Below are 24,205 nucleotides of genomic sequence, written 5' to 3'. Positions count from 1 at the left end.
AAGTCGCCTAGGCGAGAACCTGGCGGTTGATGCTCATCGGCACAAGGGCACCTCTAAAAACGCTGGCATGGAACAGGCGACCTTGCTCACGGGGATGATGACCGTTCGTCAGTGGTGACCGACGAGTCATTCTTTATCGCGGCGTGTAAACTGCGCGCTTGCGCGGCGCACTGCGTCACCTTGTACAGCCTTCGCCCTGTCTTTAGAGGTGCTCTTGAAACCAACAGTCAGCCTACGGCGAGCGCAAAACCGACCGTATCTTGACCGGAACGCCTTTTCCGGTCAATACGGCAAAATGGCCAGTCATAAGCCGCGCTTCTTTGATTTACCTGGCTTCCAGCAAATTCAAACAAACGTTTGTATTGGACGCTGAGAGTGGTGTAGATATAATGCGCCGCCCAGAGAGAAAGGCGGGTCATCCATTGTCCCCTCCCCCCTGTTGAGGAGGAAATAATGGATGCAGCGCCAAACCTCCAATTAGAAAAAAACCGTTGAGCCTTGAGTAGGAGATAGCCTAGTGGAACGCGAATTTATGGAATTCGACGTGGTCATCGTCGGTGCCGGCCCCGCGGGCCTGTCCGCCGCCTGCCGATTGAAGCAGAAGGCCGCCGAAGCCGGTAAGGAAATTAGCGTCTGCGTGGTCGAAAAAGGCTCCGAGGTCGGTGCTCATATCCTGTCCGGCGCCGTATTCGAGCCGCGGGCCCTGAACGAATTGTTCCCGAACTGGAAAGAGCTCGGCGCACCGCTGAACACCCCGGTCAAACGCGATGACATTTATGTCCTCAAGAGCGCCGACAGCTCGATCAAGGTTCCAGACTTCTTTGTGCCCAAGACCATGCACAACGAAGGCAACTACATTATCTCCCTGGGCAACCTGTGCCGCTGGCTGGCCCAGCAGGCCGAGAACCTGGGCGTGGAAGTCTACCCAGGCTTCGCCGCCCAGGAAGCCCTGTTCGACGAGAACGGCGTGGTCCGCGGGATCATCACTGGCGACCTCGGCGTCGACCGTGAAGGCCAGCCAAAAGAAGGCGTCTACACCCCGGGGATGGAACTGCGTGGCAAGTACACCTTGTTCGCTGAAGGGTGCCGCGGCCACATCGGCAAGCAATTGATCCAGCGCTTCAACCTGGACAGCGACGCCGACGCCCAGCACTACGGCATCGGCCTGAAAGAAATCTGGGAAATCGACCCGGCCAAGCATCAGCCAGGCCTGGTGGTGCACACCGCCGGTTGGCCGCTGGACATCATGAGCGCCGAGAACACCGGTGGCTCGTTCCTCTATCACCTGGAAAACAACCAGGTGGTGGTCGGCCTGATCGTCGACCTGTCCTACAGCAACACCTTCCTGTCGCCATTCGATGAGTTCCAGCGCCTCAAGCATCACCCGGTGCTGGCCCAGTACCTGGAAGGCGGCAAGCGCATCAGCTACGGCGCTCGCGCCATCTGCAAAGGTGGCCTGAACTCGCTGCCGAAGATGGTCTTCAAAGGCGGCGCGCTGATCGGCTGCGATCTGGGCACCCTGAACTTCGCCAAGATCAAAGGCAGCCACACCGCCATGAAGTCCGGCATGCTCGCCGCAGACGCCGTGGCTGATCGCCTGTTCGCCGAATCCGAAGGCGGTGATGAACTGACCGCCTACGTCGACAGTTTCAAGAACAGCTGGCTCTACGAAGAACTGTTCGCCTCCCGCAACTTCGGCCCGGCGATGCACAAGTTCGGCCCGATCATCGGCGCCGGCTTCAACTGGTTCGACCAGAACATCCTCGGCGGCAAAATGCCATTCACCCTGCACGACACCAAGCCGGACTACGCCTGCCTCAAGCTGGCCAAGGACTGCAAGAAGATCGACTACCCGAAACCCGACGGCAAACTCAGCTTCGACAAACTCAGCTCGGTGTTCATCTCTGGTACCAACCACGAAGAAGAACAGCCGTGCCACCTGAAGCTGAAAGACCCGAGCATCCCGATCGGCACCAACCTGCCGCTCTACGATGAACCCGCGCAGCGCTACTGCCCGGCTGGCGTGTATGAAGTGATCACCAAGGAAGACGGCGAGAAGCGCTTCCAGATCAACGCCCAGAACTGCGTGCACTGCAAGACCTGTGACATCAAGGACCCTTCGCAGAACATCACCTGGGTCACGCCGGAAGGCGCGGGCGGACCGACTTACCCGAACATGTAAGCCGGCCGCTTGAACATCAAGGCTCCCATCTGGGGGCCTTTTTGTTGCCCGAAAATCTAGCGTGCCCGCCCCCGCGGGGCGATCAGGCTGCCCGCTCCTCCCCCGGGCTGCGCTCGAAGTAGCGCTTGTACTCGCGGCTGAACTGCGACGTGCTCTGATAGCCCACGCTGTGCGCCGCCTGCGCCACCCCCATGCCCTCTACCAGCAGCAACTGCTGGGCCTTGAGCAGCCGCAGGCGCTTGAGGTACTGCACCGGCGAGAGCAAGGTGCAGCGCTTGAAGTGCTCATGAAAGGTCGAGGCACTCATGTGTGCATAACTGGCCAGGGTCTCGATATTCAGCGGCTCGGCGTAATGGGCGTGCAGATGACTCAACGAGGTCGCGACCCGGGAAAACTGCCCCTGCTGTTCCACCAGCGCCCGCAACACATCGGCCTGGGGCCCGCGCAAGGCCGTGAACAGTAACTCCCGGACCCGCGCCGGACCCAGGATTCGGCTCTCCAGCGGATCGTGCAGGCACTGCAACAGCCGCTCGACGCAGCCACGCATGGCGTCATCCAGTACCACCGAGCTCATCGACTCCAGGGTTTGCGCCGCCGGCGGTGGCCCGGACTGAATGCCCATCGCCATCACCAACTCCCCGAGCACCACCCGATCAATGCCGACGGTCACGCCGTACAAGGGTGCATCAGGCAGGGCAAAGGTCTCGCATTCGAACGGCACCGGCATCGCCTGGATCAGGTAATGCCCGGCGCCATATTCCAGGGTGCGCGGGCCCAGGTACGCGACCTTGCTGCCCTGGGCCACGATCATCAGGCTCGGCTCATAGATCTGCGGCCCACGCGCCACGTCGCAACTGGCGCGCAATACCTGCACACCGGGCAGGTGGGTCGGGGAAAAACCGTCGCTGGACGTCAGCCCCTCGATCAGGGAAACCAGTGTGGCGTTAGCGTCGAGATGGCGGGTCAGGAGCATTGGAGCACTTCTCGGAGTATGGAGAGCGGCAAGCTACAAGCGAAGAGTTGCAAGCGGCGAGCGTGGGCACACAGTTTATAGCCTGCAGCGCGTCGCTTGCCGCTTTCCACTGCTCCCCCGGAGCTTTAGGCATAAGACTCGGAGCAATCGCCATGGCCGCGCCCAGGCTCGATGGGGAGAATGGCCCGCCTCACCTGTTCCTGCTTTTGCGAGGTCTTTTTATGTACACCGCCATCGGTTATGCCGCCCAATCGGCCATCACTCCCCTCGCCCCCATGTCCTTCGAACGCCGCAGCCCGCGTGCCGATGACGTGGCGATTGAGATCCTCTACTGCGGCGTCTGCCACTCCGATATCCACCAGGCGCGCAACGAATGGGGCATTGCCGTGTACCCGCTGATGCCGGGCCACGAGATAGTCGGCAAAGTCACCGCCGTCGGCGCCAGCGTCACTGCGCACAAGGTCGGCGACCTGGTGGGCGTGGGCTGCATGGTCGACTCATGCCGCCATTGCGACGCCTGCAAATCGGACCTGGAGCAATACTGCCTCGAAGGCCCGACCATGACCTACGCCACCCCGGACCGGGTCGACGGCAGCAACACCATGGGCGGCTACTCCGACAGCATCGTGGTCAGCGAACACTTCGTGGTGAAGATTCCGGCCAAGCTCGATCTGGCCAGCGCCGCGCCGATCCTCTGCGCCGGCATCACCACCTATTCGCCCCTCAAGCACTACGGGGTCAAGGCCGGGGACAAGGTCGGGATTCTCGGCATGGGCGGCCTGGGCCATATGGGGATCAAGTTCGCCAAGGCCATGGGCGCCGAGGTCACGCTGTTCACCCGCTCCGCGAGCAAGGCCGAGGAAGGCCGGCGCCAGGGCGCCGATCATGTGATCGTCTCCACCGACGCCGAGCAGATGAAGGCCGCTGCCGGGCACTTCGACTTCCTGCTGGACACCATTCCGGTGCAGCACGATCTGAACCCCTATCTCGATACCCTGCGCTTTGACGGCGTGCACATCCTGGTCGGCCTGATCGAACCGGTCGACCCACCCGTCAACGCCGCCAAGCTGGTTCTGGGGCGTAAGGTACTGGCCGGCTCGCTGATCGGTGGCATTGCCGAAACCCAGGAAGTCCTGGATTTCTGCGCCGAACACGGCATCACCTGCGACATCGAAATGCTCGACATCCGCCAGATCAACGAGGCTTACACCCGAATGATCAAAGGCGATGTGAAGTACCGCTTCGTGATCGACATGGCCACCCTGAAGGCCTGATTCAGGCCTTCGCGCCCAACTCCGCGGAAAGCCGGGCGGCCGCCTGTTTCACCAGGGGGATCAGCTCGGCCATTTTTTCCAGCGGCATGTAGGGCACGGTACTGGCGACACTGATGCCGGCCACGATACGTGCGCTGGCATCCCGTACCGGCGCCGCGACGCAACGGATCGAGGGCTCGTTGTCTTCCAGGTCAAACGCATAACCGCCCTTCACATACTCCAGCATGCGCTGCTGGAACTGCTCCCAGGACGGCTCCTCGTGCTGCGGCCAGAGCACATTGCGCCCCCCCACCGGCAAACTGATCTGATACAACCGCTGCCAGTCCTGCTGGCTGTCGTCGAGCATCAGCGCCTTGCCGATCCCGGTACGGGCCAACGGCATCCGATGCCCAACCCGCGAACGCATCTCCGGGCCATTGCGCCCCGGGTTCTTGTGCAGGTACAGCACGTCATCGTCCTCGCGAATCGCCAGGTGAATGGTGTCGCCGGTCAGTGCCGACAACTCATCCAGGATCGGCGTGGCCAGGCTGACCAGCGGCAGCGCTTCGCGCGCCTGGAACCCCAGCTCGATCAACTTTGGTCCCAACAGATAACCCACTTGCGGTACCACGCGCAGGTAGCGCTCTTCCACCAGGCAACTGGCCAGGCGGTGGGTGGTGCTGCGGGTGGTGCCGATCAGCCGGGCGATTTCCTTGAGGTCGCGGGCACCGCTGGCCACGGCCTGGACCACGCCCAGGCCACGCAGCAGCGTCTGGGTGCCGGTCGGTGCGGCGTCCTTGGCGATCTTTGGCGCGTCTTCCTGCATATCCAGCCTTCCGAGGGAGAGAACGGGCGGCATTATGGTCGCCCATCCGCCTTGACCACAACTTGCTGCGCGCCACCTCGGCCACCCGCCACAGGAAGGCCCGGGCGCGCGCCTACCACTCGGCGAAACTGCCGTCGGCGTGGCGCCAGATCGGGTTGCGCCAGCGATGACCGACGGCCGCGCGCTCGACCACGTATTCCTCGTTGATCTCGATGCCCAGGCCCGGGCCGTTGGGGATCTTCACGTAGCCCTGGTCGTAGTCGAACACCTGCGGACGCTTGAGGTAATCCAGCAAGTCGTTGCTCTCGTTGTAATGGATACCCAGGCTCTGCTCCTGGATAAACGCGTTGTAGCAGACCGCGTCCAGTTGCAGGCACGCGGCCAGGGCAATCGGGCCCAACGGGCAATGCAACGCCAGGGCGACGTCGTAGGCTTCGGCCATGTTGGCGATCTTGCGGGTTTCGGTGATGCCACCGGCGTGGGAGGCATCCGGCTGGATGATGTCAACGTAACCTTCGCTCAGCACCCGCTTGAAATCCCAGCGCGAAAACAGGCGCTCGCCGAGGGCGATCGGGGTGCTGGTCAAGGGCGCCAGTTCCTTCAGCGCTTCGTAGTTTTCACTGAGCACCGGCTCTTCGATAAACATCAGTTTGTAGGGGTCGAGTTCCTTCATCAGCACCTTGGCCATGGGCTTGTGCACCCGACCATGGAAGTCGACGCCGATCCCGACATTGGGCCCGACCGCATCGCGCACGGCCGCGACGTTGGCCAGGGCCAGGTCAACCTTGTCGTGGGTGTCGAGAAATTGCAGCTCCTGGGTGCCGTTCATTTTCACGGCGGTAAAGCCCCGTGCTACCGCTTCCCTGGCCGCCTGCGCCGTGTCGGCCGGGCGGTCGCCGCCGATCCACGAATAGACGCGGATCTTGTCCCGCACCTGGCCGCCCAGCAGGTCACTGACCGAGACCCCGAGGTCTTTGCCCTTGATGTCCCACAGTGCCTGATCGATACCGGCCAGGGCGCTCATGTGCAGCGCTCCACCACGGTAGAAACCGCCGCGATAGAGTACGGTCCAGATGTCTTCGATATTGCGTGGGTCCTTGCCGATCAGGTAGTCCGAGAGTTCCTCGACCGCCGCTGCCACGGTGTGGGCCCGGCCCTCCACCACCGGCTCGCCCCAGCCGGTCACGCCCTGATCGGTCTCGACCTTGAGAAAGCACCAGCGCGGCGGAACGATGAAGGTGGTCAGTTTGGTGATTTTCATCTGCTTGTCTCTCTGGTTTGAGGCAGCGCGCGCGGCGCCGGAAAAAGCTTAAGCCAAGGCATGCCACGCGGCGACATAAGCCTTGGCCCGCAGGGCCACGTCAGTGCTGCTCAGCCCGGGCTTGAACAGCCCCGAGCCGAGGCCGAAGCCCTTGACCCCGGCCTCGACGAACACCCGCATGTTGTCCGGGGTAATGCCGCCCACGGGCAACAGCACAGTGCCGACCGGTAACACCGCGAGCCAGGCTTTCACCACCGCCGGGCCCATTTGCTCGGCGGGGAACATCTTCAATACATCCGCACCTTCAGCCAGCGCGGCAAAGGCCTCGGTCGGCGTGGCGACACCCGGCGCCAGGTACAGCCCGGCGGCCTTGGCTGCGCGCAGGACCTTGGGGTCGCTGTGGGGCATGACGATCACCTGTCCGCCTGCCGCCTGCACCTGGGCCACCTGCGCAGGCTCCAGCACAGTGCCGGCACCAATCAGGCAATCGGGCGGCAAATGGCTGCGCAGGCTGCGGATACTGTCAAAGGGCTGGGGCGAATTGAGCGGCACCTCGATCACCCGAAAACCCGCCTCGTACAGGGCCTCGCCGATGGCCAGGACCTCGTGCGGACGCACGCCCCGAAGGATCGCCACCAGGCCGTTTTGTGCCAGTGCTTGCTTGAGCATTGCAAACCTCTTCTATGGTTGAACGCCAGGGAGCAGCCCGGCCGCCTCGGCCAACAGCCACAAGCCGCGTTCGGTGGCCTGCTCGGCCAGGGTCACGCGGGCGAACCCACAGGCAGGAAGAGCCCGGCTGTAGCGGGCGCAGAGTTGGGAATTGCCGATCAACAGGATTGAAGGCAGGTGGGCGCTGTTGCGGCGGCGGTGCTGCACCTGGGCCAGGGCCGTCAATTCATGGCCGATCAGCAGCCCCGACAGATAATCGGGCTGGGCACTGGCGCCAAGTTCAGCCGTCAGGCCCAGGCTGCGGGCGCTGAACAGGGTCGACAGCGGGCCGATCTGCCCCTCCAGGGACTGCGCCACCTGAACCCCACGGTCGAAGGCCGCACCGTCGAACGCCGCACCGCGCTGTTGGGTGCGGCCAAGAATGCTGTGTTCGCAGAGGACGGCGAACAGTTCGCCGGTCATGAAGGTCTCGAAATGCACGATGCGGCCGTCGACCACCTCGACCCATTTCGAATGGCTGCCAGGCAGGCCGATCAGCAGGTTATCCGTGGCCTGCCGCGGCAGATTGTGCAGCGCCCCCAGCACTTGGGTTTCTTCGCCACGCATGACGTTTGGCAGGTGCGAACGCTGGATGACACCGGGCACGATGTGCACCTCGACCCCACGCACGTTGCGCACCGAGACCAGGGCGCGACCCAGTTGGGTAACGTCCGCCGGGGTTTCGCAGTAGCTCGCCTCACGCCAGCCTTGAGCGCTGCCGACCATGCCACAGGCGATCACCGGCAAGTGCGGCGCGCTATCGAGCCAGTCGCCGCAGGCTTCGTCGAAGGCCAGTTCAAAACCGTCGCTGCAGGCCTGGCCATCGATGATTCGAGCGGCCCTGGGCAGTTGCATGACTCCCGAGGTCAGCGCGCGCTGCTCCAGCACTTCGCCGCCTGTCGCGAGTTTGTAGGCACGCAGGGAAGTGGTTCCCCAATCGAGCCCGATCAGTTGCGCCTGCATCGCTTCACCTGTGAGTTGTTATTGGCAGTGAGTGCGTAAGAGCTGCTGGCGGCGACTATAAACCCCGCAGGAATAAAATCTCAATATATAAATTTACATCCCATATATAGGGAATACGTGGACTGCTCGCACCTGCCTTCCAATCCTTTAAAATGCCGCCCACCCGCCCCGCTCCTTTCAAGGAAGACCCATGCAACGCTTCAGAAACCTGCTGCTCATCGGCGGCCTTTTGTTAACCGGTAGCGCCCTCGGCGCGGCAGAGCCATTCACGGTTGGCGATATCTGGTCGTACCAGACACGGCCTGGCGAAAACGCCTCGACCCTGACCATTCTCAAAGTCGAGCAGTACCCGGACCTGGGCCAGGTGGTGCATATCCGGGTCGATGGCATTCACCTGATCAACCCGCTCAAGGGCAATCAGATCAGCGACATCCCGCACCTGCCGTTTCGCGCCGGCGCGTTGCAGCAGAGCGTGACCCAGCGCGTGGGGCACGCCGAGCAACTGGCCGATTTCAGCGAGGGTTACACGGTGTGGAAGACCGCCTACGACGCACACCAGGCCGGGGCATTCAAGACCTCGGTGGCCCAGACCCTGAATGACTTGCTGGGAGGCGACTGGGAAGAAAGCCGGTGATCACTCCAGGTCGAACACCCCGCCTTGCGGGTCGGTCGAGCCCGCCCGGTGGGTGTTGCCCTGAGCGTCGGTAACGCCGTCTTACTGGCGTCCGTCCTCGTGCAGGATCACCTAGGCCGGGTCGAGAATCGGCCGATGCACGCACGAGGCACACGCCAGCAACACGACCAGCTACAGAGGCCTGGCCATTTTCACCGCTGAACAACCTGGTTCAAATCCCTGACCCCCCCCCCCCCCGCCGGCACGCTCTCAGCCCCGGGCAAACGCCCGCAGCACGTCGCCATCCATGCGGTACTTGACCCATTCTTCCTGGGGCTGCGCGCCCAGGGATTTGTAGAACTGAATCGCCGGCTCAGTCCACTCCAGCACGCTCCACTCGAATCGCCCGCAATCATTGTCACAGGCGATCTTTGCCAGATGCCGCAACAACTGCTTGCCCGCTCCGCCACCACGCTGCTCGGGGGTGATGTAGAGGTCTTCCAGGTACAGGCTGTTGCTGCCCAGCCAGGTCGAGTAACTGAAGAAGAACACCGCAAACCCGATCGGTACGCCATCGCGCAGGCAGATCAGGCCGTGGGCTGTCGCGCCTTCGCTGAACAGGCTGCGCTGGATGTCGGTGACACTGGCGATCACTTCATGGCGGGCACGCTCGTAGTCGGCGAGTTCCGTGATGAACGCGAGGATTTGCGGAGCATCGCTGGGCACGGCGGGGCGGATATCGACGGACATCGGTGGCTCTCATGGCGGAATCAGGCGGCCATAGTAGATCGACAGGGGAAACACATGCACGGGCATTTATTGACGCCACGCGGTTTACCCACAACCCTGCGCCAGCGGCTACAGTGGCGGCCTTGCCCGATCACCTTCAGGTTGCACCGATGAACGCCCAGGCCTTTGCCCCCCTGCACACCCTCGCCGCCCAATTGCTGCCCCATGCCCTGGAACCTGCCGAAGACGGCGCCCACGACCTTTCGCATTTGCAGCGGGTGTGGAGCAATGTCCGGCGTATCGCCGAGCAGGAAGGCGGCGACCTGCACGTACTGCTGGCCGCGACCTTGTTGCACGACTGTGTCGCCGTGGAAAAGAACTCGCCACTGCGCTCCCAGGCCTCGCGCCTGGCGGCGGTGCAGGCGGGCAAAATCCTGGCCAGCCTGCACTGGGCCCAGGCGCCGATCGACGCAGTGGCCCACGCCATCGAGGCCCACAGTTTTTCTGCGGCGATCGAGCCGATTTCGCTTGAGGCCAAGATCCTGCAGGACGCCGATCGCCTCGACTCCCTCGGCGCCCTCGGCGTGGCTCGCACCTTCTACATTGCCGGGCGCATGGGCAGCGCCCTGTACGACCCGCTCGACCCACGCGCAGAGCATCGTGAATACGATGACAAACGCTTTTGCCTGGACCATTTCCAGACCAAGTTGCTGCACCTCGCCAGCGGCTTCCAGACCCCGGCCGGCACGCACCTGGCGCAGGTTCGGCATCAGCGCCTGCAACGCTTCATGGAGGAGTTGCTGGAGGAGATCGACGCCTGAGCCGCCCTGCTTACTCCGCTGTGGGCTAATCCTGAAACCAGCAGGTACACAACAAAAAACCGCCAGGCCCGTGGTAGAAAACCGCGCATAACTTCAACAAGGACGAGGCTCACTCATGCCTGCTCGCGGTACACGACAACCCATGGTTTCAGGCCCATTGTTCGGGCTGTTCTGTCTTGGCAGTTACCTGCTGTCGCTGTCTTATGGCTCGACCTTCCTGCTGTCGCTGCTGATCAGTGCCCGTGGCGGTAACGAGCACGACGCCGGCAGCGTGATTTCCGCTGCCATGCTCAGCACCTTTGTCGCGGTGATCTTCTCCGGACACCTCTCGGACTGGTTGGGCGCCGCGCGCTCGATCGCCCTGTTCGGCTGCCTGCTGGTGGTGGCCAGCCTGGGCTTCGCCCTGACCCCGGGCTTCGGCCATGCCTTGCTCCTGTTCGGCCTGATCCTGGGCTTGGGCTGGGGGGTGTTTTACACCCTGGGGCCGATCATCGTGGCGATGCTGGTGGAACCCGCCCAGCGCGCCAAATACTTCGCCCTGCTGTCGGGCAGCATGATGACCGGCATCGGCTCCGGGCCACTCCTGGGGCGGGCGGCCAGTGCCCTGGGCTGGCCATTGACGGCGGCCTTCCTGATCGCGGCTGCGGCCAGCCTGGCCGGGGTGATCATCTTCTGGTTCCTTGGCCGTCGCCTGCAGCAGCAGACCAACCACCTGGGCAGCGGCGCGGCAAAAATCAGCTGGGCCAGCAGTGCCCGGGTCCTGTCATCCAGGGCGCTGTTTCCGATTCTGATGGTGGGCCTGGGCGGCTGTGTATTTGGTGGTTTGTCGAGCTTTCAAACCAGCTATGCGGCGTCACGCTCCCTGGATTATTCGCTGTTCTTTCTCGGTTTCATGGGCGCTGCCATCAGCAGCCGCCTGCTGATCGCCGGCATCGTGGTCAAGCGCGACGCCTATCGCTCGGCCTGCCTGCTGTCCGGGCTGATGGTGCTCTCAGTACTGCTGCTGCAGTTCGTGGTCGACAGCAGCCTCAGCTACCTGTTGGCGGCCATGGTCCTGGGCGTCGGCTATGGCCTGACCTACTCGGTGATCAATGGCCTGGCCGCCAACGAAGCCCCGGCCGGCAGCACCTCCCAGGCGTTGCTGCTGTTCAGCCTCGCCTACTTTATCGGGGTCTTCGGGTTCCCCCTGCTGGCGGGCAAGATCATCGTTGAACAGGGCATGCCGACACTTCTGCTAACAGTTCTGGCGGTGGCCCTGCTGAACTGGCTGATCAGCGCCGGGCGCCTGCTCTGGCGCTGGGGGCAAGGCGAGAAAATCCCGCAAGACGCCTGAGACCGTTCGTCGATCATCAGGCACCAATGCAAATCAGCGGCTGACCAATATCAGGTAGCGACTCTGAAACGAATGGAGGCGACATCATGATCAAGGCTCAACTCACCGCTTTCGCCCTGGCCGGGCTGCTGTCTTCGGCAGCCTTCGCCGGCGCCACCGGTCCCACCAACCCGGTGGAAGGTCCCAAGTCCCCAGCCACCCAAAACACGCCCAGGATCAACATCAACCCACCGCCCATGGAGGAAGGCTCGCTGCCGCCCGCCACCGGCACCGACCCACGGGTCCAGGGCAGCGATACCGGGCGCCAGGGCGGCGTAGGCACCATGGATTCCAGCACGCCCGACAACGGCAAGACCGGCATCGGCTCGAAGAGCACCACCGGTGGCTCCGGCTCTGAAGGCAACAGCCAATAACCCTGCAAGACGACGCACACCTGTATTCAACCAACGAAGAGGTCAGCATGAACGTCGATAAAAACCTTGAGAAAGAAGTCCTCACCCGCCTGCTGCATGCCCACCCCAGTGGCCTGGGCAAGGAGGTGCTGGATAACTACCGAGGGGAAAAAGTCGTGGCCCAGGCCCTGGCCGCCCTGCAGGATCGCGGGCTGATCAAGGAAGGCCACGTCACCTGCAACACCGCCGGGGAACATGCCCTCAACCTGCCGATCAAGCTCACCGCGTCGGGCGTCGAGGCCGCGCAGAAGCTCGAGGGCAATACTTCGCACTGAGTATCAAACCCATCCAGAAAGGTCCTGGGCGCCAGGGCCTTGAGGAGTGATCCAATGATTCGCGCAAGCAAGAGCAAGTACAGCGCCGCGCAGAAGCGCAAAGCCGCTCATATCGAAGCCAGTTATGAAGCCAAGGGCTTACCTGAAGCCGAAGCCGAGGCCCGCGCCTGGGCCACTGTCAACAAACAGTCCGGCGGTGGTGAGCGGGCCGGCGGCTCCGGGCGCCACAAGCCGGAAAGCGCCAAGGCCAGCGATCGCCAGGCATCCGCGCGCCGCGCCGTCGCCACGCGCCAGGGCCATGCCCGCAACAGCGCCCCCTCGCTGGCCACCCAGAGTAAGGAGGCCCTGCTCAAGGAAGCCCGGGCCAGGAACATTCCCGGGCGCTCCACCATGCGTAAACAGGAGCTGATCGAGGCGCTGCGCAAAGCCGGTTGAAAACGACCTGCGCCCTGCCCCGCCAGCGCCTGCAACCCCCGCAGGCGCTGGCCCGGCTGTCTTGCCTTAACGCTGCTTCAAACGGTCGATAACCACCGCCAGCAGCAGGATCGAACCGCGAATCACGTACTGGTAAAACGTGTCGATGTTCTTCAGGTTCATGGCGTTCTCGATGATCGCCAGGATCAACACCCCGGCAATCACGTGGCGGATCATGCCGATCCCCCCGCTCAGGGACACCCCGCCCAGTACACAGGCAGAGATCACCGTCAGCTCGAACCCCTGGCCGATCATCGGCTGGCCCGAGGTCATGCGCGACGCCAGGATGACCCCGGCCAGGGCACCGATCAGGCCGTGCACGGCGAAGATGATGATCTTGGTGCGGTCGACGTTGACCCCGGCCAGCAACGCCGCTTCCTGATTGCCGCCGATAGCCATGGTGTTGCGCCCATAGGTGGTGTAGTTGAGCAGCCAACCGAAGAACAGGAAGCACACCAGGGTAATCAGGATTGGCACCGGCACCCCGAACAGTTGCCCGTTGCCAAATACGAAGAAGCTTTCCTGGGAGACCCCCACGGCCTTGCCGTCGGCAAAGATATAAGCCAGGCCCCGGACAATCTGCATGGTGGCCAAGGTGGTGATCAGGGCATTGACCCGCAGCTTGGCGATGACGATGCCGTTGATCAGCCCCACCACCAGGCCCATCAGTAGCGCCGCGCTGACGCCGAGAAACACGCTGTTGGTAGAGCGCATTACCACCGCCGCGACGACACCGGCGCAGGCGATGACCGAGCCGACCGAAAGGTCGAAGTGCCCCGACGCCAGGCAATAGAGCATGGTGCAGGCCGCGATCCCGGTGGTGGAAATCGCCAGCCCCAGGCCACGCATGTTCAAGGGCGAAAGAAAGTTGTCGATCAGCAAGGTACACAGGGCGAAGATCGCGATTGCCGCCAGCAGCATCACCCAGTCATCCAGGAAGCGGCGCAGGTCAGGGGCTTTGCGCGGTGCACTCAAGGTGGTGTTTTGCGTACTCATAGAGACCTCTCGGATGGGCCAGGGCCTTGGCTGCGCTGGCCTGGCAATGCCAGTTGCAACAGATTGGATTCATTGGCCCGGGCACGGGGCAATTGGCCGCGTACCGCGCCTTCGCAGAGCACCAGGATGCGGTCGGAAATGCCCATGACCTCCATCAGGTCGCTGGAGACCACTATCACCGCGATGCCACTGGCAGCCAGGTTGTGGATGATCTGGTAGATCTCGGCCTTGGCGCCGATATCGATGCCTCGGGTCGGTTCGTCCAGCAGCAGGACTTTCATCGGCATCGACAGCCAGCGGCCGAGAATGGCCTTCTGTTGATTGCCGCCGGACAGGTACATGATTTTTTGCCCGGGCGATGGGGTCTTTACCTTCAGCGCCTTGATCTGCCTGTCGGCATTGCCCCGCTCCCAGTCGCCGCGCAGCAGGCAGCCCAGGGTCGAGTGGGCGCCACGGGCGCTGATGTTGATATTTTCCGCGACGCTGGCCAGCGGCAGGATGCCCTCCTTCTTGCGGTCCTCGGGGCACAACAGCACCCCCGCCGCGATCGCATCCCGGGGCGAACGCAGGGTCAGGGGTCGCCCCGCCAGTTCCAGGCTGCCGGCACTCTTGCGCGCCAGGCCGCTGAGCAACCGCAGCAACTCGGTACGGCCAGCGCCCACCAACCCGAACAGGCCGAGGATCTCGCCCTCGCGCACGTCAAAACTCACCGGCTCACGCAAGCCCGGGCCGAGCAGACCCTCGACCTTGAGCGCCACCGCGCCCGGCTCCCGCGGGCGGTAATCGTAAATATCCTGAATGTCCCGACCCACCATGCAGGTCACCAACTGGTCGTGGCTCAGCTCGCTCATCTGCTCGAACGTGCGCACATAACGCCCGTCCTTGAACACCGTCACCGCGTTGCAGATGCGGAACACTTCTTCCATGCGATGGGACACGTAGAGCACCACTTTGCCCTCGTCCCGCAGGCGCGCAATGATCGTCATCAGGCGCTCGATTTCCCGGGAAGACAGGCTGCTGGTGGGCTCGTCGAAGGCAATCACATGGGCGCCACGGGACAGCGCCTTGGCGATTTCAATCAATTGCCGCTGGCCCAGGGATAGCCGGCCGACCTTGTCCTGGGGGTCGACCTCATCGGCCAGGCCCTTGAGCAATGCCTGGGCTTTGCGCCGCAACTCGGCGCCTTTGACCAAGCCGAAACGTGACGGCAGATGACCGAGAAACAGGTTCTCGGCCACGGTCATTTCCGGCACCAGATGCAGCTCCTGGTGAATCACCGCGACCCCACTGGCAATGCTCTGCGCCGTGGACTTGAAACTCAGCACCTGCTCGCCGATCTGCAAGTGGCCGCTGCTCGGCGCGTAGGCCCCGCCAAGGATTTTCAGCAACGTCGACTTGCCCGCGCCGTTCTCCCCCATCAGGGCGTGAACCGTTCCCGGGTGCGCCACGAAGCTGATATCCGCCAGTGCCTGGACCCCGGGGAAACGCTTGCCGATGCCCGTGAAGCGAAGGCTGCCGCCCACGTTCACGGCCGCTGTAGTTGTTTGCGCCTGCATAGCCCCTCCTCGATCCGACGAGTGCGGCAACTGCCGCCCTCGCCTACCACCCGTTCAAGCGCCCCGGACTCGGGCCGCCAGCGACTCGCCCAGCGCTCAGTTCCACAGGCCGATTTTTTCCAGCTCCTGCTTGAAGTTGTCCCGAGTGATCAGGGTCACGTCGTCCATGGCGGTGTATTTGGGGGGTTCTTTGCCGGTGGTGATCCACTCGAACATCATGCTCGCGGTGTTGTAGCCCTCGATGTGCGGGCTGGGCAGCATCGAGCCGAAGAAGCCGCTGTTGGCCTTTTTCAGCTCGCCAATGGCGTCGGTGCCGTTGATGCCGATGCCGATCACGTTGGCGGCGGCAAAGCCGGCGCTTTCCGTGGCCCGCACGCCCCCGAGCACGGTGTTGTCGTTCATGCCGCCGATGATCAGGTTCTTGGCCGCACCTGGCAGCTTGACCAGGGCCGAATTGGTGGCGTCCATGCTGCCTGGTACGTCGAGGGTCTTGAGTGCCGAGAAGATGATGTGATCCTCTGGCAGGCCGGCGTCCTTCAGGGATTTGACCGAGCCGTCAGTGCGCTTCTTGCCGGTGTCCAACTCGTTGAAGGTGTTAATCACCGCGTAGGTGTCTTTCCAGTCCCAGCCGCGCTTCTTGGCCTCGGCAGCCATGGCGTTGCCCTGTTTCTGCCCGACTTCGAAGGCCGCCATTCCCAGGTAGGGAACGTCCTCCATGAACTTGCCGTTGGCGTCGACGAAGCGGTCGTCCACCGCCATCACCTTGAGGTCGTTGAGCTTGGCCTTGGCCATGATGGCCGGGCCCAGGGACACATCCGGCGGGCAGATGACGAAACCCTTGGCGCCATTGGCCGCCAGGCTGTCGATGGCCGAAAGGGTTTTCTCGCCATCGGGCACGGCGATTTTGATCAGGGTAAAGCCCTTGTCCTTGGCGGCTTTTTCCGCGAAGGCCCATTCGGTCTGGAACCAGGGCTCTTCCGCCTGCTTGACCAGAAAGCCGATTTTTACCGCTTCGGCCGCCAGCAAGCTGCTGCTCAAGCTGACTGCGGTCACCGCCAGGGCGGCGCGACACAGGGAACGGAACCCACGACGACGATTCATAGCTCACTCCTTATTTTTATTGAAAGCCAACCGCCTCCAGGCACCACCTCCGATTGGGGGCTTTGCGCAGCCTGGCGGCGTATCTCGTTGCAGTCACAGCTTCAAGCGAATAGTCATATCATATGATCATTGCGCTTCAGGCGAAGTTCTCAGCCCGAAACACTCCACCGTCAGTCGTGATAGAGCACTGATCGCCCACCATCGATGGTGATGCACGACGCATTGATGAACGGCGCTTCATCGCTGGCCAGGAATACCGCGGTCATTGCCACCTCGATTGGCTGGCCGATGCGTCGCGGCGGGTGCAGGTCCAAGGCCCGCTGGCGCTCGGCATGGGGATCGGCAAAACCGTTCCAGTAATCGACGTTCAGTTGGGTCTCGATGTAACCCGGGGCGATGGCGTTGACCCGGATGCCCTTGGGCGCGTATTCGATGCCCAAGGCCCGGGTCAGCCCCAGCAGGCCGTGCTTGGCCACCGGGTACGGGAAGCAGCCGGGAATGATGTGGGTGGAGTGGGTCGAGGCGATGTTGATGATGCTGCCGACGCCCTGCTCGATCATCTGCGGCAGCACCGCCTTGCAGCCGTACCAGGCGCCGTCCAGGTCGATGGCGAAGCAGCGCCGCCAGTCGTCCTCGGTCATCTGCAACGGGTCGCGGAACACATTGACCCCGGCGCAGTTGACCAGTACGTCGATCCGGCCGTGCAGCTCGATGGCCTGCCGGGCCAGTACATCGAGGTCTGCCTGCCGCGACACATCGGCTCGCAGGGCCTGGACATCAGCGCCCTGCTCCCGCCAATGAGCCGCCACGCCCTCGACCTTTTCCGCCTGGATATCGCTGATCACCAGCTTTGCCTGCTGCGCGGCGAAGCAGGCAACAATCGCCTCACCGATTCCCTGGGCCGCGCCGGTCAGCAGCACCACCTTGTTTTTCAAGCGTTCGCCCCGGGGCGGTTCAGGCACCGGCGGCAAGGAAAGAGCATCAGCCATGAATCGGGACTCCTGTGGCAGGGCACGACGAACGCCGGGCATCCAGGGATGACCGGCCAGCATCGACAGGGGTAGGTATGAACCGCGCACCGGCAGGCGCCGGCCGGCCTTGATGGCCTGAAACATCGACTCCGCTAAGGAGTGCGTAGGAAGATCTCTGCATCGCGTCACCGGTATTATTTTTTTAGTGTGAGTGCGTGGAGCTGTGGCCGACTATAAACCCGGCCCTTACGAAATCTCAATATATAATTTTACATCCCATATATAGGGATTTAACCCACGAAACGCGTGCATACCGTGCCCGCCACCGAGACCCGAACTGCCAGCACTGCACCGTCCAGCCCATGCGCCTGCGGGCTGGCGGCACTGGTGACGTACAGGGTCTGCAAGTCCTCCCCACCAAACACACAACTGGTGGGCCGACTGACCGGCAGCTCGATGACCTGATCCACCTCGCCATCCGGGGTCAGGCGCAGCAGGCAACTGCCATCCCAACGGGCGTTCCACAGGCAACCTTCGGCATCCAGTGCCGAGCCATCCGGCCCTCCACGAGGATGCTGCCCCAGCCAGGCTTGTGCCGGCCCGAGGCTGCCGTCAGCCGCGACGGCATGGCGATTGAGGGTGCCGTCCAGGCTGTCGGCAAAATGCAGGGTGGCGCTCTGATCACTCCAGATCAGGGTATTGGGAATCCCCAGCCCCTGGAGCAGCGGCGTCACCTGCGCATTGGCGTCTACCCGGAACAGGCCGCCGCTGCGCTGCACCACGGGCAGGTCCTCACCGTGGGGTCCGATGTTGTTCTGCATGGTGCCGAGCCAGAGTCGCCCCTGCTCATCGCAACGCGCTTCGTTGGCCCGGTTACCGGGGTGCGGATCGGCGACGCATAACAATTGCAGCTGGGGCGCATCGGCCGGGGACTCCAGGTCGAGCCGATAGACCCCGCTGCTCAGGGTCACCAGGGCATCGCCACGCACCGTAGGAATGAAGGCGGACACGTGTTCCGGCAGGTGCCAGACCCGCAAGCCGCCTTCCTTGAAGCGCAGCGCCTGCTTTGCAGCAATGTCCACCCAGTACAGGGCCTGTTCGGCACCGTCCCAGAATGGTCCCTCGCCCAGCAGGGCCCGATGCGGGGTAACCGCCTTCCAGTCCATACAACCTCCCGCTCTTATGGTGGTCAGGTGATATCAGCGTCCGGCAGCGCTGGCGGCCTTGCCGGCCATCAGATCCGGGTAGTAGCGCTTGATCGCCAAGGCCGCGTTGTCGATCAGGGTCATGCAGGCCCAGACGCTGCGCCCGGTATCCCGGGCGGCAATGGCGTGGGCCAGGTCCTTATGAATGGGCAAGGTGCGCCGCAGTTCGTCGGGGTCGGCGGCCGAGACTTCGAAGCACACCGCGAGCAGGGCCCCCAGGGCCGGCACCATTTGCTCGATGAACTGGTTATGGCTGGCGGCAAGAATGCACTCGTGGAAATACTGATCGGCGAGGTTGTAATCCAGGCCGCTGTCGACCGCGCGCTCAAGGGCCTTGTAGGCCAGCGTTATGGCCTCGATCTGCTCCACCGACGCCCGCTCGCAAGCCCAGCGCACGGCCATGGGTTCGATAGTGCGACGCAGATCCAGCAAGTCGTCGACAAAGTTTTCCGGCAAGCCGTTGCGTGACAGCCAGCCCACCACCTGCGGATCGAACAGGTTCCAGCGCCGCACCGGCAATACCCGGGTGCCGACCTTGGGCCCGACTTCCAGCAAGCCTTTGGCAACCAGGGTCTTGATCGCTTCGCGGATCACCGTGCGACTGACCCCGAGCTGCAGGCCCAGGTCCGCCTCGACCTTGATCGCCTGCCCGGGCTGAACATGCCCGGCGGCAATCCAGGCGCCCAGCCAATCGACCGTCGACGCGTGAAAACTGTTGGACATGGACACCCTCGTGATGAAGAAAAACGGAGCCGTGCAGCATCGGCTCACGCTATTGATCACATGATTGGCTGTCAAAGGTTTTTCGACGGGCAGGCGACAACCTCAAGCAGCGTGATGCCGAGGTATCAACTGAGGGTAGCGCCTGGAGTCAGGGCTCAAGGCCGATAGGAAAGAACACACCGCCGCTCCAGACCCCGAGCCAGCGCTGGCCGTCGATTTCACGGGGCACTGCCAGCTCCACCAACTGGTAGAAGACGTTGCGATGAATCAGGGCTTCGAGGTTGCTGCGGATATGGACGTACGGCGCCGGTTCCTGGGTCTGGGGGTCGATGACCACGCGCAACGGATGCTCGGTACCGGCTTCGGCCTGCTCCTCGACGTTGGTGGTAAAGCGCAGCAGCTGGTGCTCGCCTTGGCCCTGCACGTCCAGGGTAACCGCGACAAATGGCGCGTCGTCGACCTTGATCCCGACCTTCTCCACCGGTGTGATCAGGAAATAATCGTCACCTTCGCGCAGCATGATGGTGGAGAACAGCTTGACCATCGGTTTGCGCCCGATCGGGGTACCCAGGTAGTACCAGGTGCCGTCGCGGGCGATCCGCATGTCGATATCGCCACAGAAATCGGGGTTCCACAGGTGGACCGGCGGCAAGCCTTTTTCAGACTTGGGAATTTGCGCCAACAGGTCGTTGGCTTTGCCTGGACCACTCATCGATGTACTCCTTGTGCGTTGCTCAGTCGCTCAATCCCAGCAAGCCACGGGCGTATTGCTGGAGCGGCGGACCGAGCAGGTCTTGCGGTTTGTTGTCGTGGAACGTCAGTAAACCGCCACGACTGCGAATCCGTGCAGTATCGATCAAATACTGGGTGCTGGTCTCGATCAGCATGATCTGGATGACGCCGGTGTCGACACCCAGGCGGTCCACAGCCTCTTGATCGAACCACTCATCGGAGTTGCCGATACGGTCGTCGGCCTTGGCAAAGCGAGCATAGAGCAGGTAGTGCGCACCGACTTCCCGGGCTTCTGCCATGGCCTGGTTGAGGCCTTCGGGCGCTCGGGCGCGGCGCACCATCGGGAAGTATTCGATAAAGCCGTTAAAGGCTTCTTCCGCCACGACGTTAGGTCGCGGATAGGCGCTGCCAGGCGGCACAAACGCGCCCTGGGCGATAAATATGAACGAGTCCGGCTGAATGCGGAACGAACTCGTGCGGCGCGTATCGCTGTGATCGAGCATGCCCGAGTCGCTCAAGTGATAACGCACGCCCTCGCCCATATCGCTGACATTCATGCAGCCGCCAAGCGCCAAAAAGGCCAGCAGCAAAACCAGGCTACGCATCCTACCCTCCAGAAGCCGGTGACGGAAAACCGGCGAATGGGCACGAGATGCAGCTTCCGCGCCAGCTTGCCCGACGGCCAGCAATGACCACGGCCAGCGATCAGCCACCGATGATTTTCATCACCGTTGCGCCACCGGAGAATGCAACCTCCTGCTTATCGCCCAGGGCCTTCATCAACAGCCCCTGCAGCGCCGGCAATGCCTGGTGCCGAGGCTTGTCCAGCAAGTCGCCGACGTAGTGCCGATTGCTCGACGACAGGCAGCCGTGCAGCCACCCCGTGGAGGACAACCGCAGGCGCGAGCAGGTCCGGCAAAACGGCACGCTTTCGTTGGCGATCACGCCAAAGTGCCCCCTTCCCGGAATCGCATAGCGCACCGCCGTCGCATCCACCGGCGCATCGGCCTGCTGATATTCATAACGCTCGCCGATCAGACTCAGCAGTTGCTGCAGGCTGACAAACTGTTGCAGGAAGGCATTCGAATCACTGGCCAGGTGGCCCATGCGCATCAATTCGATAAAACGCAGCTCGTAGCCCCGCTCCAGGCAGTAATCGAGCAGCGGCATGACCTGGTCCAGGTTCTGTCCACGCAGCGGCACCATATTGACCTTGATCTTCAACCCCGCTGCGCTGGCTTGATCCATGCCGTCCAGCACGGTGGCCAGGTCACCACCACGGGCAATGCCACGGAAGGCCGCAGCGTCCAGAGTGTCCAGGGAAACGTTGATCCGGCGGATACCGGCGTCTACCAGCAGCGGCAGTTTGCGCGCCAGCAACTGGCCATTGGTGGTCAGGCTGATATCGTCCAGGCCCATTTGTCCGACGGCGCCCATGAAGGCTTCCAGCTTCGGACTGACCAGCGGTTCGCCGCCCGTAATGCGCAGGCGCTCGATGCCCGCGGCTTCAATCAGGTAGGCCACGCCTCGCGCCATTGCCTCGGCCGACAGTTCATCCTGCGCAGCCACCAACCGCTTGCCATTGGGCACGCAGTAGGTACAGGCGTAGTTGCAGGCTGAGGTCAGGCTGATCCGCAGATTGCGAAAACGCCTGCCTTGACGATCAACGATCATGGGGTACTCCGGCGGAGGAAGTAGAGAACCGGCAAAACCTGACTTATAAATCAGGTTTTGGCAAGTCCCATGCCTGAGTATATTCCTGGGGCACTGCGCCATATAGGAGAATCACGGCGCAATCAGGCTGCTGAATGAATCAGCTGCTCGGGGTGTCGGTGTCGCGCTTGCGCTTGTTGCCCATGCGCACGCCAATATCCATCAGAAACTGGAAGAAGCCTTCCTGATCTTCCAGCACATTGCTCCAGAACGGCGAGTGATACAGCGCGACCGCGCCGTGCACCAGCGCCCAGGCCGCGCAGTAATGGAAGTAAGGCGGCACGTCTTCCAGCTTGCCTTCGCTGATGCGCCCCTTGATCAACAAGGTCAGGCGTTCGAAGTTGGAGGCACGGATCTTGTGCAACTCCTCGACCATCTCCGGCACCTGGTTGCCCTTGACCACTTTCTCTTCCAGGCGATCGAACAGCCGATAACGCTGCGGATCGCGCATGCGGAATTCAAAGTAGGCGCGGGACAGGGCTTCCTTGTCTTTGTCGACATCGGCCGAGTGCAGCAACTCGTTCAAATCGCGCTCGTAGTCGAGCATCAGGCGCAGATAAATCTCGGCCTTGGATTTGAAGTGTTTGTAGATGGTGCCTTTGCCGATACCCACGGCATCAGCAATCATCTCGACGGTGACGCTGTCTTCACCTTGGTCGAGGAACAGCTTGAGCGCGGTATCGAGAATTTCTTGCTCACGGCGACGAAACTCACGGACCTTACGAGGTTCTTTCTGCATAAGAAAAGGTCTGTCGGGGTCAAAATCGAAGCCGCGTATTATGCCTAACTTGCGCAAAAATGCACGGATCATCCGAAGATGACGATGTATCTGGATGATTTTGCATCGACTGCGGGTGCCAGCCATTTGCCCCGGGGGCTCCGGCCCTGCTCCTGCTTATCCAGCCGATGCGGCCTTGGCGCAGCGGAAAAAACACAGAACTCTAAAGCCACTCCGCGGCGCCATCGAGACTCTACAGTACTTGCGCAGCAATTGTATGAACGCTTATCCGACCCACCACATCCAATATCGACGCCTGATGCGCAACGGGTCAGAAACACAGCGTAGGCCAGCCCTGCGTCATCTTGATAGTGTTTTCACGAACGGGCACGTATCAGCCAGGGAGGGCTTCCAGGCACCTGAACTGCAACAGGGTGTGTGCTGGAAGCGCCTTGAGAAACCCGGGCGTTGGCCGCTGTTGACGACAGATAGGCGCTGATCCGCCAAAGCGTCCGATGGTGCCGGGCCGTCCGGGACAATGAGAACCCAACCGAAGCGGGCGTATTCCAAAATTGTTTAAAAAACGAGCAACCCCAACTGGACTGAACGCGATAGTGATCAATACTTGAACTGTCGGCGTGACATCTCCCCCAAGTGAAGCGCCGATGAAGGTACCGAAGGACCGCGTGCCTTTGTTTTACTCCTAATGGTCTTAACCCGGATTCACCCCCCAGAACCCGGGTTTTTTTTGCCCGGGATTCAGCCAGGCCCCTCCCCTTGGACCCACCCCGCGCCGTTACAGCGGCGTTCTCAGTCAGCTCGCCCGACATGAGCCAACGGAAACAGGCGCTGGAAATTCTCGGTGGTCTGCGCGGCAAAGGCGTCGTAGGACTCACCGCGCAGCATCGCCAGGAACTCCGCAACTTCGCGTACGTACTGCGGCAGGTTGGGCTTGCCGCGATAAGGGATAGGCGCCAGGTACGGCGAGTCGGTTTCCACCAGCAGGCGATCGGCCGGCACCTGGCGCGCAACATCACGCAGCGCGTCGGCATTGCGGAAGGTGACGATGCCAGAAAGAGAAATATAGAAACCCAGGTCCAGGGCCGCCTTGGCCATGTCCCAGTCTTCAGTGAAGCAATGCAGCACGCCGGCCTGAGGCAGGGCCGCCTCGCGCAACAGTGCCAGGGTGTCGGCCCGCGCCCCACGGGTGTGCACGATCACCGGCTTGCCGGTCTGCTGGGCCGCTTGCAGATGCAGACGAAAGGACGCCTGCTGCAACTCGGCGGCTTCCGGCTCGTAGTGGTAATCCAGCCCTGTTTCGCCGATGGCCACCACCCGCGGATGATCCAGCTCGCGCAGCAGCCAGTCGAGCGCCGGAGCGGCCCCCGGTTGCACGTCCAGCGGGTGCACGCCGACCGAGCAATCGACATCGGCGTAGCGCTCGGCCAGGGCCTTGACGTCGGCAGCGTTCTCGACGCTGACCCCGATACACAGGAAGTGCCCGACGCCGCGCTGGCGCGCCGCGTCCAGCGCAGCATCCAGGGAGCCGTCATGGGCGGCAAGGTCAAGGCGATCGAGGTGGCAATGGGAATCTACGAGCATAAGAGGCCGCAACTACATCCAGTCA

Annotated in this window: 26 protein-coding genes; 8 read left to right on the top strand and 18 right to left on the bottom strand. The window is 62.6% G+C overall.

Features of this window, described 5'->3' with window-relative positions:
• Window positions 1-227: 227 nt before the first annotated feature.
• Complete coding sequence (locus MF4836_RS35535; RefSeq protein ID WP_102047915.1) at window positions 228-419, bottom strand: hypothetical protein; 192 nt, start codon at window positions 417-419, stop codon at window positions 228-230.
• 98 nt (window positions 420-517) lie between these two features.
• Between MF4836_RS35535 and MF4836_RS16270 the strand changes: the two genes are divergently transcribed.
• Entirely contained in the window at window positions 518-2,182 is a 1,665-nt protein-coding gene (locus MF4836_RS16270; protein ID WP_078471115.1) for an electron transfer flavoprotein-ubiquinone oxidoreductase, read from the top strand.
• A gap of 82 nt (window positions 2,183-2,264) precedes the next feature.
• Here the strand turns inward: MF4836_RS16270 and MF4836_RS16265 are convergent, their stop codons facing one another.
• Window positions 2,265-3,155: an AraC family transcriptional regulator gene (locus MF4836_RS16265; protein ID WP_078471114.1), complete on the bottom strand. Its 891-nt coding sequence runs from the start codon at window positions 3,153-3,155 to the stop codon at window positions 2,265-2,267.
• Between the two features lie 221 nt (window positions 3,156-3,376).
• On the opposite strand from MF4836_RS16265, the gene MF4836_RS16260 reads away from it, so the two are divergent.
• Window positions 3,377-4,429 carry an NAD(P)-dependent alcohol dehydrogenase gene (locus MF4836_RS16260; protein ID WP_078471113.1) on the top strand — a complete coding sequence of 351 codons (1,053 nt, stop codon included), beginning with the start codon at window positions 3,377-3,379 and terminating at the stop codon, window positions 4,427-4,429.
• Between the two features lies 1 nt (window position 4,430).
• Here MF4836_RS16260 and MF4836_RS16255 read toward each other — a convergent pair whose 3' ends face one another.
• The 4 genes from MF4836_RS16255 to MF4836_RS16240 all read right to left on the bottom strand — a co-directional run bounded on the left by MF4836_RS16255 (window position 4,431) and on the right by MF4836_RS16240 (window position 8,166).
• Entirely contained in the window at window positions 4,431-5,234 is an 804-nt protein-coding gene (locus MF4836_RS16255; protein ID WP_078471112.1) for an IclR family transcriptional regulator, read from the bottom strand.
• 112 nt (window positions 5,235-5,346) lie between these two features.
• Entirely contained in the window at window positions 5,347-6,495 is a 1,149-nt protein-coding gene (gene dgoD / locus MF4836_RS16250) for a galactonate dehydratase (RefSeq protein ID WP_078471111.1), read from the bottom strand.
• Between the two features lie 48 nt (window positions 6,496-6,543).
• The gene (locus tag MF4836_RS16245; RefSeq protein WP_078471110.1) at window positions 6,544-7,164 is read right to left on the bottom strand and encodes a 2-dehydro-3-deoxy-6-phosphogalactonate aldolase; all 621 of its coding nucleotides are present in this window, start codon (window positions 7,162-7,164) and stop codon (window positions 6,544-6,546) included.
• Between the two features lie 12 nt (window positions 7,165-7,176).
• The gene (locus MF4836_RS16240) at window positions 7,177-8,166 is read right to left on the bottom strand and encodes a 2-dehydro-3-deoxygalactonokinase (protein ID WP_078471109.1); all 990 of its coding nucleotides are present in this window, start codon (window positions 8,164-8,166) and stop codon (window positions 7,177-7,179) included.
• Window positions 8,167-8,356: 190 nt separating this feature from the next.
• Here MF4836_RS16240 and MF4836_RS16235 point away from each other — a divergent pair, with 190 nt between their 5' ends.
• Complete coding sequence (locus tag MF4836_RS16235) at window positions 8,357-8,800, top strand: hypothetical protein (RefSeq protein ID WP_078471108.1); 444 nt, start codon at window positions 8,357-8,359, stop codon at window positions 8,798-8,800.
• Window positions 8,801-9,049: 249 nt separating this feature from the next.
• On the opposite strand, the gene MF4836_RS16230 is transcribed toward MF4836_RS16235, so the two are convergent.
• The gene (locus MF4836_RS16230) at window positions 9,050-9,529 is read right to left on the bottom strand and encodes a GNAT family N-acetyltransferase (RefSeq protein ID WP_078471107.1); all 480 of its coding nucleotides are present in this window, start codon (window positions 9,527-9,529) and stop codon (window positions 9,050-9,052) included.
• A gap of 149 nt (window positions 9,530-9,678) precedes the next feature.
• On the opposite strand from MF4836_RS16230, the gene MF4836_RS16225 reads away from it, so the two are divergent.
• The 5 genes from MF4836_RS16225 to MF4836_RS16205 all read left to right on the top strand — a co-directional run bounded on the left by MF4836_RS16225 (window position 9,679) and on the right by MF4836_RS16205 (window position 12,824).
• Window positions 9,679-10,329: an HD domain-containing protein gene (locus MF4836_RS16225; protein ID WP_078471106.1), complete on the top strand. Its 651-nt coding sequence runs from the start codon at window positions 9,679-9,681 to the stop codon at window positions 10,327-10,329.
• 142 nt (window positions 10,330-10,471) lie between these two features.
• On the top strand, window positions 10,472-11,662 hold the full coding sequence (locus MF4836_RS16220; protein WP_178102953.1) for an MFS transporter: 1,191 nt from the start codon (window positions 10,472-10,474) through the stop codon (window positions 11,660-11,662).
• An 86-nt stretch (window positions 11,663-11,748) separates the two neighbouring features.
• On the top strand, window positions 11,749-12,075 hold the full coding sequence (locus MF4836_RS16215; protein WP_078471104.1) for a hypothetical protein: 327 nt from the start codon (window positions 11,749-11,751) through the stop codon (window positions 12,073-12,075).
• A gap of 47 nt (window positions 12,076-12,122) precedes the next feature.
• Window positions 12,123-12,389: a hypothetical protein gene (locus MF4836_RS16210; protein ID WP_078471103.1), complete on the top strand. Its 267-nt coding sequence runs from the start codon at window positions 12,123-12,125 to the stop codon at window positions 12,387-12,389.
• A 54-nt stretch (window positions 12,390-12,443) separates the two neighbouring features.
• The gene (locus MF4836_RS16205; protein ID WP_078471102.1) at window positions 12,444-12,824 is read left to right on the top strand and encodes a Rho termination factor N-terminal domain-containing protein; all 381 of its coding nucleotides are present in this window, start codon (window positions 12,444-12,446) and stop codon (window positions 12,822-12,824) included.
• A 66-nt stretch (window positions 12,825-12,890) separates the two neighbouring features.
• Here MF4836_RS16205 and araH read toward each other — a convergent pair whose 3' ends face one another.
• From araH to MF4836_RS16150, 11 genes are all read right to left on the bottom strand, one after another.
• Window positions 12,891-13,859 (bottom strand): L-arabinose ABC transporter permease AraH, encoded by a 969-nt coding sequence (gene araH, locus MF4836_RS16200; protein ID WP_078471101.1) that lies wholly within the window; start codon window positions 13,857-13,859, stop codon window positions 12,891-12,893.
• On the bottom strand, window positions 13,856-15,415 hold the full coding sequence (gene araG / locus MF4836_RS16195) for an L-arabinose ABC transporter ATP-binding protein AraG (RefSeq protein WP_078471100.1): 1,560 nt from the start codon (window positions 15,413-15,415) through the stop codon (window positions 13,856-13,858). The genes araH and araG overlap by 4 nt, the downstream gene beginning before the upstream one ends.
• A 96-nt stretch (window positions 15,416-15,511) precedes the next feature.
• On the bottom strand, window positions 15,512-16,516 hold the full coding sequence (locus MF4836_RS16190) for a substrate-binding domain-containing protein (protein ID WP_078471099.1): 1,005 nt from the start codon (window positions 16,514-16,516) through the stop codon (window positions 15,512-15,514).
• A 170-nt stretch (window positions 16,517-16,686) separates the two neighbouring features.
• Complete coding sequence (locus MF4836_RS16185; RefSeq protein ID WP_078471276.1) at window positions 16,687-17,505, bottom strand: SDR family oxidoreductase; 819 nt, start codon at window positions 17,503-17,505, stop codon at window positions 16,687-16,689.
• A 272-nt stretch (window positions 17,506-17,777) separates the two neighbouring features.
• Window positions 17,778-18,653: an SMP-30/gluconolactonase/LRE family protein gene (locus MF4836_RS16180; protein WP_078471098.1), complete on the bottom strand. Its 876-nt coding sequence runs from the start codon at window positions 18,651-18,653 to the stop codon at window positions 17,778-17,780.
• 33 nt (window positions 18,654-18,686) lie between these two features.
• Window positions 18,687-19,415 carry a FadR/GntR family transcriptional regulator gene (locus MF4836_RS16175; protein ID WP_078471097.1) on the bottom strand — a complete coding sequence of 243 codons (729 nt, stop codon included), beginning with the start codon at window positions 19,413-19,415 and terminating at the stop codon, window positions 18,687-18,689.
• A gap of 148 nt (window positions 19,416-19,563) precedes the next feature.
• On the bottom strand, window positions 19,564-20,127 hold the full coding sequence (locus MF4836_RS16170) for a DUF1285 domain-containing protein (protein WP_078471096.1): 564 nt from the start codon (window positions 20,125-20,127) through the stop codon (window positions 19,564-19,566).
• A 22-nt stretch (window positions 20,128-20,149) separates the two neighbouring features.
• The gene (locus MF4836_RS16165; protein ID WP_020300280.1) at window positions 20,150-20,752 is read right to left on the bottom strand and encodes a DUF4823 domain-containing protein; all 603 of its coding nucleotides are present in this window, start codon (window positions 20,750-20,752) and stop codon (window positions 20,150-20,152) included.
• Window positions 20,753-20,852: 100 nt separating this feature from the next.
• Window positions 20,853-21,821: a GTP 3',8-cyclase MoaA gene (locus tag MF4836_RS16160; protein WP_078471095.1), complete on the bottom strand. Its 969-nt coding sequence runs from the start codon at window positions 21,819-21,821 to the stop codon at window positions 20,853-20,855.
• Window positions 21,822-21,960: 139 nt separating this feature from the next.
• Window positions 21,961-22,599, bottom strand: a complete 639-nt coding sequence (locus tag MF4836_RS16155) for a TetR/AcrR family transcriptional regulator (RefSeq protein ID WP_020300278.1) — start codon at window positions 22,597-22,599, stop codon at window positions 21,961-21,963.
• A gap of 789 nt (window positions 22,600-23,388) precedes the next feature.
• Window positions 23,389-24,180: a TatD family hydrolase gene (locus MF4836_RS16150; protein WP_020300277.1), complete on the bottom strand. Its 792-nt coding sequence runs from the start codon at window positions 24,178-24,180 to the stop codon at window positions 23,389-23,391.
• Window positions 24,181-24,205 lie beyond the last annotated feature (25 nt).

The organism is Pseudomonas sp. MF4836 (genome assembly GCF_002018875.1).
Classification (GTDB): Bacteria; Pseudomonadota; Gammaproteobacteria; order Pseudomonadales; family Pseudomonadaceae; genus Aquipseudomonas.
The sequence above is the reverse complement of the archived record's forward strand: the minus strand, read 5'-3'. Positions and strand labels throughout refer to the sequence as shown.

Coding starts and splice junctions, on each gene's coding strand:
- MF4836_RS35535 (WP_102047915.1), bottom strand. CDS start 419: ATGACCCGCCTTTCTCTCTGGGCGGCGCATTATATCTACACCACTCTC.
- MF4836_RS16265 (WP_078471114.1), bottom strand. CDS start 3,155: ATGCTCCTGACCCGCCATCTCGACGCTAACGCCACACTGGTTTCCCTG.
- MF4836_RS16260 (WP_078471113.1), top strand. CDS start 3,377: ATGTACACCGCCATCGGTTATGCCGCCCAATCGGCCATCACTCCCCTC.
- MF4836_RS16255 (WP_078471112.1), bottom strand. CDS start 5,234: ATGCAGGAAGACGCGCCAAAGATCGCCAAGGACGCCGCACCGACCGGC.
- dgoD (WP_078471111.1), bottom strand. CDS start 6,495: ATGAAAATCACCAAACTGACCACCTTCATCGTTCCGCCGCGCTGGTGC.
- MF4836_RS16245 (WP_078471110.1), bottom strand. CDS start 7,164: ATGCTCAAGCAAGCACTGGCACAAAACGGCCTGGTGGCGATCCTTCGG.
- MF4836_RS16240 (WP_078471109.1), bottom strand. CDS start 8,166: ATGCAGGCGCAACTGATCGGGCTCGATTGGGGAACCACTTCCCTGCGT.
- MF4836_RS16235 (WP_078471108.1), top strand. CDS start 8,357: ATGCAACGCTTCAGAAACCTGCTGCTCATCGGCGGCCTTTTGTTAACC.
- MF4836_RS16230 (WP_078471107.1), bottom strand. CDS start 9,529: ATGTCCGTCGATATCCGCCCCGCCGTGCCCAGCGATGCTCCGCAAATC.
- MF4836_RS16225 (WP_078471106.1), top strand. CDS start 9,679: ATGAACGCCCAGGCCTTTGCCCCCCTGCACACCCTCGCCGCCCAATTG.
- MF4836_RS16220 (WP_178102953.1), top strand. CDS start 10,472: ATGGTTTCAGGCCCATTGTTCGGGCTGTTCTGTCTTGGCAGTTACCTG.
- MF4836_RS16215 (WP_078471104.1), top strand. CDS start 11,749: ATGATCAAGGCTCAACTCACCGCTTTCGCCCTGGCCGGGCTGCTGTCT.
- MF4836_RS16210 (WP_078471103.1), top strand. CDS start 12,123: ATGAACGTCGATAAAAACCTTGAGAAAGAAGTCCTCACCCGCCTGCTG.
- MF4836_RS16205 (WP_078471102.1), top strand. CDS start 12,444: ATGATTCGCGCAAGCAAGAGCAAGTACAGCGCCGCGCAGAAGCGCAAA.
- araH (WP_078471101.1), bottom strand. CDS start 13,859: ATGAGTACGCAAAACACCACCTTGAGTGCACCGCGCAAAGCCCCTGAC.
- araG (WP_078471100.1), bottom strand. CDS start 15,415: ATGCAGGCGCAAACAACTACAGCGGCCGTGAACGTGGGCGGCAGCCTT.
- MF4836_RS16190 (WP_078471099.1), bottom strand. CDS start 16,516: ATGAATCGTCGTCGTGGGTTCCGTTCCCTGTGTCGCGCCGCCCTGGCG.
- MF4836_RS16185 (WP_078471276.1), bottom strand. CDS start 17,505: ATGGCTGATGCTCTTTCCTTGCCGCCGGTGCCTGAACCGCCCCGGGGC.
- MF4836_RS16180 (WP_078471098.1), bottom strand. CDS start 18,653: ATGGACTGGAAGGCGGTTACCCCGCATCGGGCCCTGCTGGGCGAGGGA.
- MF4836_RS16175 (WP_078471097.1), bottom strand. CDS start 19,415: ATGTCCAACAGTTTTCACGCGTCGACGGTCGATTGGCTGGGCGCCTGG.
- MF4836_RS16170 (WP_078471096.1), bottom strand. CDS start 20,127: ATGAGTGGTCCAGGCAAAGCCAACGACCTGTTGGCGCAAATTCCCAAG.
- MF4836_RS16165 (WP_020300280.1), bottom strand. CDS start 20,752: ATGCGTAGCCTGGTTTTGCTGCTGGCCTTTTTGGCGCTTGGCGGCTGC.
- MF4836_RS16160 (WP_078471095.1), bottom strand. CDS start 21,821: ATGATCGTTGATCGTCAAGGCAGGCGTTTTCGCAATCTGCGGATCAGC.
- MF4836_RS16155 (WP_020300278.1), bottom strand. CDS start 22,599: ATGCAGAAAGAACCTCGTAAGGTCCGTGAGTTTCGTCGCCGTGAGCAA.
- MF4836_RS16150 (WP_020300277.1), bottom strand. CDS start 24,180: ATGCTCGTAGATTCCCATTGCCACCTCGATCGCCTTGACCTTGCCGCC.